Raw genomic sequence first — 13,599 nt, 5'->3', positions numbered from 1 at the left:
AAAGCGCTTACATTTTTAGATTAATGTTAATTAATCTTCAGGTCAACTCTTTAATACTGCGCCTTAGCGGGGTTTGTATTAATTACTTACTGAAGATCAATTTATAATAATAAATTGCGGAGAGCACATGGCTAGTTCAGCACCACTGACATCACACACACAGTCGCAAAACCACCAAGATAAAAACTATGGTTTTGCACTTACATCTTTAACTTCACTATTTTTTATGTGGGGTTTTATTACCTGCTTAAATGATATTTTGATTCCGCATTTAAAAGCGGTTTTCGATTTAACTTATGTTCAAGCAATGCTTGTGCAGTTTTGCTTTTTTGGCGCTTACTTTTTAATGTCACTCCCTAGTGGATACATTGTTAAAAAGCTTGGTTATAAAAAAGGAATCGTGGTTGGGCTTTTAATTGCGGCAGTAGGGTGTATCTTATTTTACCCAGCAGCGTCTTTACATAGTTATCCTGTATTTTTATTTGCTTTATTTGTACTGGCCAGTGGCATAACGTTATTACAAGTATCTGCAAATCCTTATGTAAGTTTGTTGGGTTCAGCAAAAACTGCGTCGTCTCGTTTAACACTAACCCAAGCTTTTAACGCGTTGGGTACTACGGTTGCGCCATCATTTGGTGCTCTGTTAATTCTGGACTCAGCGTCAGAAGCCTTTTTAACACCTGCACAAAATGCAGAATCAGTACAACTTCCTTACCTCCTTTTAGCTGCAATGCTTATTTTACTAGCCGGTATTTTTGCATGGCTTAAATTACCAGACATTATGAGCGAGCAAAAAGCAGAAGCCGAAAAATCAGAGGCAATTGAAGGCAGTGCTTGGCAGTATCGCCATCTTGTATTAGGTGCTGTGGGTATATTTATGTATGTAGGCGCCGAAGTGGCAATTGGTAGCTTTTTAGTAAGCTTTTTAGCACAAGAAAATATAGCAGGGCTAAAAGAGCATGCTGCAGCTCATTACATCACTTATTATTTTGGTGGTGCTATGGTTGGGCGTTTTATTGGTGCTGCTGTAATGCAAAAATTACCTGCTGGTAAAGTACTTGGCTTTAACGCAACCATGGCTATTATTTTAGTCGTTATTGCCATGAGCACGTCGGGTCAATTAGCAATGTGGTCAATACTATTGGTTGGTTTATTCAATTCTATTATGTTCCCCACTATTTTTAGTTTAGCGTTAAATGGACTTGGCAAACATACAGCTCAAGGCTCTGGTATTTTGTGTTTGGCGATTGTGGGTGGTGCAATAGTGCCACTTTTACAAGGTGCACTTGCTGATAGTGTGGGTGTTCAACTTTCGTATGTTTTACCTATTTTATGTTACATATTTATCGTGTTCTATGGTTTAAGCGGTAGCAAACCAGTTCATGCGCAGGAGACTCTATAATGAAAACCCCTTTTACACTTAATAAAATAGCCTTAGCAACATTAATTGCATCAGTAGGTACTTTATCGGCTTGTTCAAACGACGCAGTGACATCGGTTGAAACTAATGAAACGTTATCTAAAACAGCGCAAATTTGGCCAAAACTTAATATTGCCGTTAAAAAAGATGCCGATATTGAAGCTAAAATAGTTAACTATTTAAAAGCCATGACACTTGAGCAAAAGGTTGCTCAAATGATTCAGCCAGAAATTCGTGATATTACCGTTGAAGACATGCGTAAATATGGCTTCGGTTCATACCTTAATGGCGGTGGCGCATTCCCTAATGGCGACAAACATGCAACACCTATGGACTGGGTAGCCTTAGCAGAGAGCTTTTATCAAGCTTCTGTCGACGACTCAGTTGATGGCAGTAGTATCCCAACTATGTGGGGCACCGATGCAGTACATGGCCATAATAATGTAATTGGTGCCACGTTATTTCCGCACAACATTGGTTTAGGCGCGGCGAATAATCCTGATTTAATCGAGCAAATAGCATCGATTACTGCAGTAGAGGTAATGGCTACGGGTATTGATTGGGTATTTGCACCCACAGTTGCCGTAGTGCGCGACGATCGCTGGGGAAGAACCTACGAAGGTTACTCAGAAGATCCAAAAATTGTACATGATTACTCAGCAGCCATAGTAAATGGCTTACAAGGTAAAGCCGATGGCGACTTTTTAAGTGACAAGCGTGTAATTAGTACCGTTAAGCACTTTATTGGCGACGGTGGCACGGTTGATGGTGATGATCAGGGTAATAATATCGACAGTGAACAATCATTATTTGATATTCACGCACAAGGCTATGTAGGCGGTTTATCAGCAGGTAGCCAATCGGTTATGGCATCGTTCAATAGCTGGAATGGCGTTAAAAATCACGGCAATAAATATTTACTTACTGATGTATTAAAAACACGAATGGGTTTTGATGGATTTGTAGTAGGCGATTGGAACGGTCACGGTCAAATTGAAGGCTGTACTAACGAAAGTTGTGCACAAGCCGTTAATGCTGGCCTTGATATTTTTATGGTGCCAACAGGTGCCTGGAAGCCTCTTTATAACAATACAATTGCGCAAGTTAAGTCAGGCGAAATTAGTATGTCGCGTATTGATGACGCAGTGAGCAGAATATTACGCGTAAAACTTCGCGCTGGTTTATTTGATAAACCAAGCCCGGCTAAGCGTCTTTACTCTGGAAAAACAGAGCTAATTGGTGCCCAAGAGCACCGCGAAGTAGCACGTCAAGCTGTGCGCGAATCACTTGTGTTACTCAAAAATAAAAATAACCTATTGCCTATTGCAGCTAATCAACGCGTACTTGTTGCAGGTGATGGTGCCGATAATATAGGTAAACAGTCGGGTGGTTGGAGTATTACGTGGCAAGGTACCAATAACAAAAATGCAGATTTCCCTGGAGCAACGTCAATTTACAAAGGGCTTGAAGATCAAATATCTGCAGCAGGTGGAAGTGTTACTTTAAGCGCTGATGGTACGTTTGAGCAACGTCCTGATGTTGCCATTGTTGTATTTGGTGAAGAACCTTACGCAGAAGGGCACGGCGATAAAGATAACCTTGAGTTTGAGCGCGGGAATAAAAAGTCATTAGCACTTTTAAACTCAATAAAAGAGCAAGGCATTCCTGTTGTATCTGTGTTTATATCAGGTCGACCTATGTGGGTTAACAGCGAACTTAACGCATCTGACGCGTTTGTAGCTGCATGGTTGCCAGGTACAGAAGGCGCAGGTATTGCTGATGTTTTATTAAAAGCGGCAGACGGCACCATTCAAAATAACTTTAAAGGTAAATTATCGTTTTCTTGGCCTAAATCAGCGGTACAAACTGCGGTTAATAAAGGCGATGAAAATTACGACCCATTACTCCCTTATGGTTTTGGCTTATCGTACGGCGATAAAAACGTGTTAGCTGACGACCTTGATGAAGACTCTAAACTTGATAACTCTGGGCTTACGAGTATGGATATACTTGTTGGTGCACCTGTAGCACCATGGCGCTTATTGTTAAAATCGGGCGATGAGCTTTTAGATGTATCGAGCAGTACCCATGAATTTGGTGCAATTAAATACCGTACTGAGGATAAAACAGTACAAGAAGACGCGCGCCAATTTAACTTCAGCGGTACAGAAAAAGCCAGTGCTGAAATAGTAACAAGCTTTGCAGAAGATACCATTGCCTACGTTGAAGCCGATAGTGTGATTAGCTTTGATATTAAATTAAACGAAGCACTAACGAGCGATATAGCACTTGCTATGACTTGCTCGGGTGAATGTGGTGCAAGCATTGATTTAGCAAACGTAGTGGATAAAGCCATTGAGAATAAATGGCAGTCAGTATCAATCGATTTAGGTTGCTTTGCTGATAAGGGTGTTAATTTTGCAAACCTAACAAGCCCATTTAGCTTACGCAGCAATGGTAAAGCATCAATTTCTGTAGCTAATATTCAGTTTGTGCCAAATAAGGCAGGCGAAGCTACACTGTCTTGTAAGTAGTTTATTAACTCTATTGTGTGTATACCAAAGCCCTTCGAATGAAGGGCTTTTTTTATGTAGAGGTAACCTGCATAAACACTTGAGCTAATTGATATAACTTAATAGGAACTGGTCGGTATAAATACAAAGGGGTACCGCGTTTTTATAAGAGGGGACTTTTTTATAATTACTTATAAAATAATTAGCACTGCATTAAGAGGTTTTTCTCGTCAAAGCTGACTACTTTATCTCTGCCAGTTTCTTTAGCAAGATAAAGGCGCTTATCAGCCAGCGACAGTAAGTCTTTTACACTCATTTTACCATTTAGTGCACTACTCACACCGGCGCTTACAGATAGGTTAATATGCGAGTTTTGATAATAAAATGGATGCTTAGAAATATTTTCACGTAAGTGTTCTGCATATTCTTTAGCTGCTCGTAGAGAATAGTCTGGTAGTAATATAGCAAACTCTTCACCGCCTATTCTGGCGCAAATACCTTCATCAATAAATTGCTCTTTTATGTGCTGCGCAATCCATTTAATTGCTTGATCGCCGGTGTCGTGGCCGTACTTATCATTTACACGCTTGAAAAAGTCGATATCTAGGATAATTACAGATACGTTTTTATCACTGTTGTTAGGTTGTTTAAGGGTTTCTTTGGCATTATTAAAGAAGCCTCTTCGATTAAATAATTGTGTAAGAGAGTCGGTATTCGCAAGGTTCGATAGCGTGTATTCACTATTAGAAAATAACAAAAATGGCAGTATAAGAGCACTTAGAGTGGCTAATAGTAAATGACTAATAAGCACAATTTGTAAAGGCGTTGCTACATCCTGAATACTCGAGCTCAGTACCGGTATTAGTAGAAATATTACGTTTAAAAACATAACACCGCTGTGCACTAAAAAGCAGGTGATCAACGCCTTTTTCTGGGCTTTAGCAACAAAGCTCATGCTTTTGATTAAATACGCCGTGTAAATAAATAATCCGGCAATTACTAAGCTCGTTAGCATTTTTGCTGCTTCGAAAGGATAAATTGCCAATAACAATAAACCAGAAAACCCAAATATGCAGTAAAGAGGCATTAGACTAATATTCTGTATATTTTTATATTTATATAGTCCAATAATAATTAAAAGTGGGCTCATAATCATAGAAATACTAGCCAAGTAGTGGGTTATCAAAGGAAAGTCTATGTATAAGCGCAAACATGCCAGTATTTCTGCTAGCGCAAATGTGGCACAGGCTAAACCAAATAGTAGAAAAGATGTTTGTTTTTTATATTTATAAATTGAGAGAAAGAATAAGCTTATGAGTAAGTTAAGAATAAAAGAGAGGAAGATCACAGTAGGCAAATGAAACATGATTTATTCTCTTTATTATAAAATGATGAAATATATATTCAATTAAGTGTGTAATTATTATGTATTAATAAGAAAAGGTCAATTCGGTTAAAAGGATTGCTTTTCAATTTTCTGCATTCTACCTTAAGAATTATTAACGCCAGCTAAACCAAGCTCTCTAAAGCTGATTTAATATCTGGATGATGAAAACGATAATTATGAGCTAGTACTTTTTTAGGAACTACAAATTGCCCCGTTGTAAGTAAGTCTGACATTTCACCCATTAATAGTTTAAGCACTACGGTTGGCATAGGGATAAATGCAGGTCGTGATAACGCCTCGCCTAAGCTTTTACTAAACTGAGCGTTGCTCACAGGGTTTGGTGCAGTTGCGTTAACAGGACCTGATATTTCAGGATGTCTAATAATAAAAAGTATTAGCTGAATCATATCGTCGATGTGTATCCACGACATACCTTGCTCGCCATCACCAATAGGGCCACCCAAGCATAATTTAAAAGCGGGTAGCATTTTACTTAATGCCCCACCTTTTTTGGCCAAAACAATACCCGTACGTAATAGGCACACTCTGGTTTGTTCTGATTGCGCAAGTAAAGCTGCACTTTCCCAGTCTTTACAAAGCTGATGGCTAAATTCATCATGCGGATTTTCACAGGTTTCATCAATAGGGTTGCTATTTTGTCGACCATAAAAGCCCACAGCACTTCCAGAAATAAAAGTATGCGGGGGAGTGCTACAAGCTTGAATAGCTTCGCTAATTTGTTGTGTAATATCAATACGGCTGTCGCGTATTATTTGCTTTTGCTTGTCGCTCCAGCGTTTATTTACAATCGGTTCGCCAGCTAGATTAATAACAATATCAACGGTGTTAAAATTTACTTCATTAACATTGCTTACGGCTTTAACTTTATGGCCCAATAATACGTTTGCTTTAGTCGGATTTCGGCTAAGCACAGTAACAGTATTATGATGAAGTAAAAAAGGGCATAAGTGCTTACCAATTAATCCCGTCGCGCCAGTAACAAATATATGCATTATTAATCCTTACAATAAAATAGTAGCAAGTGATTAAAAAACATACTCGCTAGCAAACAGCTTTGCAAATTTATACGTAAAACAGGCTTTTATGATCACTTCGTCATTATTTCATTTAATTACCTTTTGCCTTACACTAAGGCCATATAATTAATAAAAGGATTAATAAATTGGCAAGTTTAACTGGAGTAAATAAAAGCTTAATAGTTTTTGCTTCCTTAGTGGTCGTACTCGCGGGGATAAAAGCAGCAAGTGTAATTATTATTCCGTTTATTTTGGCAGCGTTTATTGCCATTATTTGTAATCCGCTAATCAAGTTTTTTGCGCGCTACCGAATTCCTAAAGGCATTGCTGTTATGTTGGTAGTGCTTATTATAGTTGGCTTAGGTGTGAGTCTTGGCGGGCTTGTAGGGCAATCAATAAATGATTTTTCGCAGCAACTTCCTGAGTATAAAACACAACTCAAAGAAGAATTTGTATGGCTGGTAGATTTAGCATCTCAATACAATATATTGATCAATAAAGATCAGTTAATCAATATGTTCGACCCAGGTAAAATGGTTGATGTAGCCACCAATATGCTCACCGGTTTAGGTGGCGTAATGGCAAACATGTTTTTAATTATTTTAACTGTTGTTTTTATGCTGTTTGAAGGGCCAATGCTGAGCAAAAAAATACACATGGCACTTGAAGATCCTGATAGCAAAATGAAGCAAATTGACCGCTTTCTAGAGTCTATTAATTCATATTTGGCAATTAAAACGCTAGTAAGTTTAGGTACGGGTATTATTGCTGCGTTTTACTTATGGATTTTGGATGTAGACTACTTTGTGCTTTGGGGCGTATTGGCGTTTATGTTCAATTACATTCCTAATATTGGGTCAATTATTGCGGCTGTACCGGCAGTATTACTTGCACTTATTACTCAAGGCCCGTTAATTGCGGGATTGGTTGCTGCAGGTTATTTAACAATAAATACGGTAATGGGTAATATTGTAGAGCCTAAATTTTTGGGCAAAGGGCTAGGTCTTTCAACGCTAGTAGTATTTTTATCATTAATATTTTGGGGCTGGTTATTAGGTACTGTAGGTATGCTTTTATCTGTGCCATTAACTATGATTGTAAAAATAGCCCTAGAAGCCAGTGCAGAAGGTAGGTGGGTTGCCACTCTACTAGGCAGTGGCGAAGAGGTTGCTAAAAATAACTAACATCTATAACCATCAAGGGCTGTAAAATTAAAGCCCTTGATGGCTACGTTAACAGTAAATACAAGACTATTAATTAACAAACAATTTAATAGCGTCATCCACTGCGTTTATTGCGCCTTCTAAATATCCCGCTTCTTGTTTTGCAAACTCACTCGCTACAAAATTAATATTTAGGTTATTTAATTGCTCATCCAAGCCAGAAAAATCAAATTCAGGGTGCTGTGAAGGCTGAGTTTGATCGTCTCTATTCGCTACAAACTTATCGTCTGCCCAGTCTTTAATAAAGTACCCCGTTGCCTTTTCTGCATCTTTACCATAAAAGTAGCTAAGCTGCTGGGCACAGGCTTGAATTAATTGCTCTTGAGTTACTTGGTTTCGTGATAAGTAGGGCACACCTATAAAGCCAAATAATGCGGCGTAATTGCCATCTTCAGCACTGGCGTCGTGAATTTCGACCATAGGGCCTACGCGGCTAAAGCACTGCCCTGATAAGTTTTTATCACGCCAAAATACATGTTCAAAAGTAGCTATAAATTTGGCTTGTCCTGCCATCCATGTAGGTACACTACTAAGGCGGTTTATGAGTGTTGGAGTAGCCCATAGTTCAGGTGTTAAATGCGTTGTAACCATACGAGCAGGAATTGCTGAAATTAGTTTTTCAGTAGTAAAGTGCTTTATATTACCTAAGTGATTAACCGTAATTTGCCAGTTGTTATCACCTTTTTTAAGCTCAGTGACATTGTGTTCTAATAACACAGAATCAGGATTAAGTTGCGCGTATAAGGCAGTTATTAAGGTATTCATGCCGTGCTTAAGCCTAAATAACTGCATATCTCCAGCACCTGCAATTTGTTGAGGCTGCTTGGAATTAGGTGCTTGATATAACACATCACCTTTGTTGTATTGCTCAAATATACTCAAGTTGAGTGACTTTACTAAAGCTTGAATTTTTGGTTGGTGGGGAAATATCCACGTAGGGCCCAAATCAAAACTAACATCGTTATTTATTGGTGATTGCGCGGCAAAAATTCGACCGCCTAATTGCGATTTAGCTTCCAGTAATAAGAACGGAATATTAAGTTGTTGTAATTTATACGCACTGTATAAGCCGGCAAGTCCACCACCTATAATTATTACTGGTTTAGTCATTTTTATTACCTATTTAGCAATCTACTAGTAGATAGTTTGTTTTGATATAAATAAATTGTCAAGCGGAGCGGGGAGTGTACAGAATAACTTAACTAATTAGTTTCGTTAGAATGGGTGTTTTAGTGATTCTGTAAATTGATTTATAAGCTCAATTTCACAGAGCTTATAGCTAATTGCAGCTGTTGTAGCATTAGGAAGTTTTATTAAATAGCGCCATTGGCAGGCGCTCTCCAGGTACTTTTCGCTATTAGTAATGCTACGCATAAATAACGGAAGTACTTGAGTATTACCTGTGCTTTCTTGTGATTTAGTTAGCTCATATTTGCGCTTTTGTATCCAACTGCCTTGTACTTGCTTTGCTTTATCAATTTGGGTATCTAGGCATTGAATATACCGCTTAGCTTCATCGGTTGTTGCTTTAGCGGCTAAAGTACATGCCTCATCTGCCAAGCTGTACTGGCTTGTAGCTAATAGCACAATGGCAGTGAGTTTTAATAAATAGTTACTTTTTGTCATTGTAATTAAACTCTAAGATAAATTGAGCGCCGGCTAACTTATCAGCATCGGTAATGGTTAGCGTACCGTGATACGACTTAACTAAATCTGATACAATCGCCATGCCTACGCCGTGTCCGCTTTCGTAAGTATCGAGGCGAGTACCACGTGTAAGTAAAGATTCGCGCTTATCTTCTGGCACGCCAGGACCATCGTCGCTAATTCCAATACACAGGGTTTTGCTTTGAATGACCTGTATTTCTACTTGCGAGCGACATGCTTTACACGCGTTATCAATCAAGTTACCGAGTAATTCCATTAAATCTGTTTGATCGCCTAAAAAATAATCTTTTTCGGTTACAGTGCAGCTAAAAATAATATCTTTATCACGATATACTTTTGCCATAGCACTGAGTATTGAATCGAGTACTGGCTTAACAGGGGTTTGTTTTTTCCATGTGTCTGATGCGCCTGTTGCAGCACGTTTTAATTGGTGCTCGATCATCACATTAATGCGGTCGAGTTGTTCTTGTGCATCGGCATCGTTTGCCAATGGACTTGATTTTAATACAGCCAGCGGCGTTTTGAGTGCATGAGCAAGGTCGCTCAATGAGGCTCTATAGCGTTCCTTTTGGCGTTGTTGCGACTCAAGTAGCAAGTTTAGATCTGCTTTTATTGTTTGCAGTTCTACTGGGTAGAGGCCTTTAATTTCTTGAATATCGCCTGATTCAATCGCTTTTATTTCTTTATCGAGTCGTTGGAGTGGGCGAGCGCTCCAAATGAAACCAATCGCCATCAGGCCTGCGATTGCAATCCCCATGATAAACATCCAATCTACAAGGGTTTGCTTAAAGCCATCCATTAAACGAAGTAGAGCGTCGTTACGTTTAACTAATATAAAGCGAGCTTGTTCTGATTGATCTATGTTGTTTAAAATTACAGTCAGGCTAAGTTGCCAATAAGCGGTATTATTATATTCTACACGCCTAAAGTCGGCAGCACCTGCTTTGGTCTCTATTTGCTGAGGTACATAGTTTAAATTTACAGCCGACTCTGAGTTCCAAACCGGGTCATCATCGCGGTAGATCATTGCGTAGGTATCAGAATTTAATCTGTTTAACTCAGGCGCTAAAATAGTGCTGGGCATAATAATACCATGCTCAGTAAAATCGACTTCAGATATTAGCGAGTAGAGTTGTGCTTCGAGGGTTTTTTCTGTCGCATCAACAAGTGAAGCGTAATACGCCTTACCAATTGAATAAAATAAGATAGGAAGTGCGACTAACAAAACAAAGACAAGGATAAATCCTTGCCTTATTTTTAACGATATTTGCGGTATTACCACTGGCTTTTAAGCCTGTAACCACGCCCACGTAGTGTTTCTACTGGGTTTAGTACGCCTTCAGGGTCAAGCTTTTTACGCAAACGTAGTACAAATACTTCGATTACGTTTGAATCAAGGTCGAAATCTTGGTCGTAAATGTGCTCAGTCAGTTCTGATTTAGAAATTACTTTTTGCGGATTTACCATTAAGTATTCAAGTACTTTATATTCGTAAGCTGTCAGGCTAAGTTCTTTGTCATCAACCCATACTTGTTGTGAACGTGTATGGATTTTAATTGGACCTGCAGTCATTTCTGGATTTGCTTTACCAGCACTGCGACGAATTAATGCATTACAACGGGCAATAAGCTCTTCAACATGAAATGGCTTAGTAAGGTAGTCATCGGCACCTGCATCTAAACCTTCTACTTTATCTTGCCAGCGATCGCGCGCGGTTAAGATTAAAATAGGGATTGTAATGCCTTGTGCTCGTGCTTTATTAATTAGCTCAATACCGTCTATTTTAGGTAAACCTAAATCAACTACGGCCATATCAAGCGGGTATTCTGTAATGTGGAAAAGACCTGCTTCACCATCGTGGCATAAATCCACGCTGTAACGTTCTTTTTCTAAGGCATTACGTAGGTTATCTGCTAAATGTAAATCGTCTTCTATAACTAAAATTCGCATTTTTAATCCTTTTTCACTTCGCCGGTTTTTTTATTAATATGTAAATCAACGACGTGGCCGTCAGATTTGAGTATTCGTACGGTATAAAAATCTGTTTTTTCAGTGATCTTTAATGTCTTACCGCCAATTGTTTTCTTTGCGAGTATTACGGCTTTCTTTTTGTCCACCTCAGCATGAGATGCTTGGGTGGCGGTTGCTGCTTGACTAAAGTTAGCTAAGCTAACACAAGCAATAAAACCGAGGCTTAATAATACGCGCATAATGGAAAACTCCTAGACCAGACTCACTTAGTTTAATTAACTAAGTTACTAAAATTCAAGTAAAAACGGTAAATTCGTTTTTATCCTGATAATTTTAATTAAAATCCTGTGAACAAACCCTGAATTACAGTGCAACGCACGCTCTAGGGTTTAATACTTTTTAAGCAGGAAATACCTTTTTAAAAGGTTTAACAATTGTATTTTCATAGATGCCCGCGGCAACATAAGGATCTGCTGCTGCCCACTCTCGAGCTGCTTCAATTGATTCAAATTCAGCAACCACTAATGAACCAGTAAAACCTGCTTCTTGTGGATCTTCACTATCAACTGCTGGTAATGGACCGGCGGTAAGTAGACGGTTTTGTGAGTCAAGTTCACTTAGGCGCTCTAAATGTGCTGGGCGTGCTGCTTTTCTAAGCTCTAAGCTGTTTTCAACGTCTGTTGAGTGAATCATGTACAACATAAGGAATCTCATAAAAATTGTTAAATTTGATTAACGCAATACTACCACAGCGTTGAAAATTGGTGAATTAAAAGCGTATTTACACAGGTTTACACTTCGATTTTATTTTTAAGCTGTAATTGCTTGAAAATCTCTGTGTAACACTGGTAGAGTCGCTGAAATATACAAAATAATAAAAAGGTTTTATGCATGAGCGAAAATAGAGAACGATTTAGTTCCCGCCTTGGATTCATAATGGCAGCGGCCGGTTCAGCTGTTGGTATTGGTAATTTAGTTGGTTTTCCGGTTTCTGCTACTAAAAATGGTGGTGGCGCATTCTTATTAATTTACGCTTTATTTGTCATATTCATTTGTTTACCAGTCATGATGGCTGAAATGGCAATGGGTCGTAACGCTCAAAAAGATCCACTTGGTTCGTACAAACTATTATCTAATAACGATAAAAAATGGAAGTTAGCTGGGTTTTTTGCGGTGCTTACACCATTTATGATTGCTGTATTTTATATGGTGATTACGGTTTGGATCTTTGGTTATTTAACGCAAACAGGCCTCGGTAATTTAGATTTACTTGCAGATCCTGGCCATTTTGGTGTTTTTATTAATAGTTACACTGTGTTTGGTTATATGGCTGTTGTGGTTATTATCGTTAACTTAATTTTGTTAGGTGGTGTTAAACAAGGAATAGAAAAAGCCGCCAAATTTTTAATGCCCGCTTTATTAGTTATGCTACTAGCTCTAGTTACTTATGTATTAACGCTTGATAACGCAATGGCCGGTGTTAAATACTACATTATTCCTGATTTTTCTAAGATGAGTGCAAGTGTACTTAATGGCGCATTAAGCCAAGCGTTTTTCTCGCTATCGCTGGGTATGGGTATATTAATGACTTACGCGTCGTACATTTCTAAAAAAGATGACATTGTAAGCAGTGCTAAAATGGTCGCTATTACTGACTCACTCGTTGCGTTTGTAGCGGGGCTAATGGTGTTGCCAGCGATATTTAGCTTTGACCCAAATACAGACCCATCAGCACTTTCTGATTCGTCCGTATCAATGATTTTTGTATACCTACCTAAAATATTATTAGCACTGCAAAATGATATTGGTTATGTAGGTGCGTCTATTGTTGCGTTCTCATTCTTTTTATTAGTATTTTTTGCAGCGATTACTTCACTTGTTTCAATAGTGGAAGTCCCGACTGCAACACTAAGTGATCGTAAAGGTATTAGCCGTAAAAAAGCATTGGGCATCCTTACACTTTCAACCGGTGTACTTACTATTTTATGTACAATGTCGTTTGGTATGATTGACAGCCTTACATCTTTCACCAGTTATGGCGGCGTTAGTAAGAGCTTTTTTGATATTATTGTTGATGTATTTTACGACACAATTTTACCACTTAACGGCTTAATGGTGTGTTTGTTTGTAATGTACCGCTGGAAAAAAGCACGCTTAACACAAGAGCTAAGCTTAGGTTCGCCTAATTATGCGGGAAGCTTGATGGAAAAGTACGTTAACTTTTCACTTTCAACGTTTATTCCTGTCATTCTAGCTGTAATATTTATAAATACAGTGGCGACTAAGTTTTTTGATTTAAAAATATTTGGTTTTTAATAGGCCTCTTTAAAAGCTTATTGAATAATATAATGCCGCTCAGTTAAGCTTAGCGGCATTTTTT

12 protein-coding genes are annotated in these 13,599 nt (G+C 38.5%); 4 read left to right on the top strand and 8 right to left on the bottom strand.

The annotated features are described in order from the left end of the window. The first annotated feature begins 127 nt into the window (after positions 1-127). Positions 128-1,402 (top strand): sugar MFS transporter, encoded by a 1,275-nt coding sequence (locus tag BW142_RS18800; RefSeq protein ID WP_076925920.1) that lies wholly within the window; start codon positions 128-130, stop codon positions 1,400-1,402. After that, the gene (locus tag BW142_RS18795) at positions 1,402-3,954 is read left to right on the top strand and encodes a glycoside hydrolase family 3 N-terminal domain-containing protein (RefSeq protein ID WP_076925919.1); all 2,553 of its coding nucleotides are present in this window, start codon (positions 1,402-1,404) and stop codon (positions 3,952-3,954) included. The genes BW142_RS18800 and BW142_RS18795 overlap by 1 nt, the downstream gene beginning before the upstream one ends. A 181-nt stretch (positions 3,955-4,135) precedes the next feature. On the opposite strand, the gene BW142_RS18790 is transcribed toward BW142_RS18795, so the two are convergent. Then, positions 4,136-5,089 carry a GGDEF domain-containing protein gene (locus tag BW142_RS18790; protein WP_083707603.1) on the bottom strand — a complete coding sequence of 318 codons (954 nt, stop codon included), beginning with the start codon at positions 5,087-5,089 and terminating at the stop codon, positions 4,136-4,138. A gap of 353 nt (positions 5,090-5,442) precedes the next feature. Then, positions 5,443-6,333: a TIGR01777 family oxidoreductase gene (locus tag BW142_RS18785; protein ID WP_076925917.1), complete on the bottom strand. Its 891-nt coding sequence runs from the start codon at positions 6,331-6,333 to the stop codon at positions 5,443-5,445. 170 nt (positions 6,334-6,503) lie between these two features. Between BW142_RS18785 and BW142_RS18780 the strand changes: the two genes are divergently transcribed. Further along, a complete protein-coding gene (locus BW142_RS18780) occupies positions 6,504-7,541 on the top strand; it encodes an AI-2E family transporter (RefSeq protein ID WP_076925916.1) in 1,038 nt (345 codons plus the stop codon). A gap of 69 nt (positions 7,542-7,610) precedes the next feature. On the opposite strand, the gene BW142_RS18775 is transcribed toward BW142_RS18780, so the two are convergent. The 6 genes from BW142_RS18775 to BW142_RS18750 form a co-directional block, all read right to left on the bottom strand. Next, the gene (locus BW142_RS18775) at positions 7,611-8,690 is read right to left on the bottom strand and encodes an FAD-dependent oxidoreductase (protein ID WP_076925915.1); all 1,080 of its coding nucleotides are present in this window, start codon (positions 8,688-8,690) and stop codon (positions 7,611-7,613) included. A 105-nt stretch (positions 8,691-8,795) separates the two neighbouring features. Then, positions 8,796-9,206, bottom strand: a complete 411-nt coding sequence (locus tag BW142_RS18770) for a hypothetical protein (protein WP_024599113.1) — start codon at positions 9,204-9,206, stop codon at positions 8,796-8,798. Further along, positions 9,193-10,530, bottom strand: coding sequence for an ATP-binding protein (locus BW142_RS18765; RefSeq protein WP_076925914.1), 1,338 nt, complete (start codon positions 10,528-10,530; stop codon positions 9,193-9,195). The genes BW142_RS18770 and BW142_RS18765 overlap by 14 nt, the downstream gene beginning before the upstream one ends. Continuing rightward, positions 10,524-11,198: a response regulator transcription factor gene (locus BW142_RS18760; RefSeq protein WP_007375447.1), complete on the bottom strand. Its 675-nt coding sequence runs from the start codon at positions 11,196-11,198 to the stop codon at positions 10,524-10,526. The genes BW142_RS18765 and BW142_RS18760 overlap by 7 nt, the downstream gene beginning before the upstream one ends. Before the next feature lie 2 nt (positions 11,199-11,200). Continuing rightward, positions 11,201-11,458 carry a PepSY domain-containing protein gene (locus BW142_RS18755; protein ID WP_024594903.1) on the bottom strand — a complete coding sequence of 86 codons (258 nt, stop codon included), beginning with the start codon at positions 11,456-11,458 and terminating at the stop codon, positions 11,201-11,203. 160 nt (positions 11,459-11,618) lie between these two features. Continuing rightward, positions 11,619-11,921, bottom strand: coding sequence for a YciI family protein (locus tag BW142_RS18750; RefSeq protein WP_076925913.1), 303 nt, complete (start codon positions 11,919-11,921; stop codon positions 11,619-11,621). A gap of 189 nt (positions 11,922-12,110) precedes the next feature. Between BW142_RS18750 and BW142_RS18745 the strand changes: the two genes are divergently transcribed. Continuing rightward, the gene (locus BW142_RS18745; RefSeq protein ID WP_024599116.1) at positions 12,111-13,535 is read left to right on the top strand and encodes a sodium-dependent transporter; all 1,425 of its coding nucleotides are present in this window, start codon (positions 12,111-12,113) and stop codon (positions 13,533-13,535) included. The last annotated feature ends 64 nt before the right edge of the window (positions 13,536-13,599 follow it).

It is taken from the genome of Pseudoalteromonas sp. EB27 (genome assembly GCF_001974875.1).
Taxonomy (GTDB): domain Bacteria; phylum Pseudomonadota; class Gammaproteobacteria; order Enterobacterales; family Alteromonadaceae; genus Pseudoalteromonas.
This window is presented reverse-complemented; position numbering and strand designations above follow the sequence as displayed.

Excerpts from the sequence above, each read along its gene's own strand:
- BW142_RS18790 (WP_083707603.1), bottom strand. The coding sequence starts at position 5,089 with ATGATTATGAGCCCACTTTTAATTATTATTGGACTATATAAATATAAA.
- BW142_RS18775 (WP_076925915.1), bottom strand. The coding sequence starts at position 8,690 with ATGACTAAACCAGTAATAATTATAGGTGGTGGACTTGCCGGCTTATAC.
- BW142_RS18750 (WP_076925913.1), bottom strand. The coding sequence starts at position 11,921 with ATGTTGTACATGATTCACTCAACAGACGTTGAAAACAGCTTAGAGCTT.
- BW142_RS18745 (WP_024599116.1), top strand. The coding sequence starts at position 12,111 with ATGAGCGAAAATAGAGAACGATTTAGTTCCCGCCTTGGATTCATAATG.
- BW142_RS18760 (WP_007375447.1), bottom strand. The coding sequence starts at position 11,198 with ATGCGAATTTTAGTTATAGAAGACGATTTACATTTAGCAGATAACCTA.
- BW142_RS18800 (WP_076925920.1), top strand. The coding sequence starts at position 128 with ATGGCTAGTTCAGCACCACTGACATCACACACACAGTCGCAAAACCAC.
- BW142_RS18795 (WP_076925919.1), top strand. The coding sequence starts at position 1,402 with ATGAAAACCCCTTTTACACTTAATAAAATAGCCTTAGCAACATTAATT.
- BW142_RS18755 (WP_024594903.1), bottom strand. The coding sequence starts at position 11,458 with ATGCGCGTATTATTAAGCCTCGGTTTTATTGCTTGTGTTAGCTTAGCT.
- BW142_RS18785 (WP_076925917.1), bottom strand. The coding sequence starts at position 6,333 with ATGCATATATTTGTTACTGGCGCGACGGGATTAATTGGTAAGCACTTA.
- BW142_RS18770 (WP_024599113.1), bottom strand. The coding sequence starts at position 9,206 with ATGACAAAAAGTAACTATTTATTAAAACTCACTGCCATTGTGCTATTA.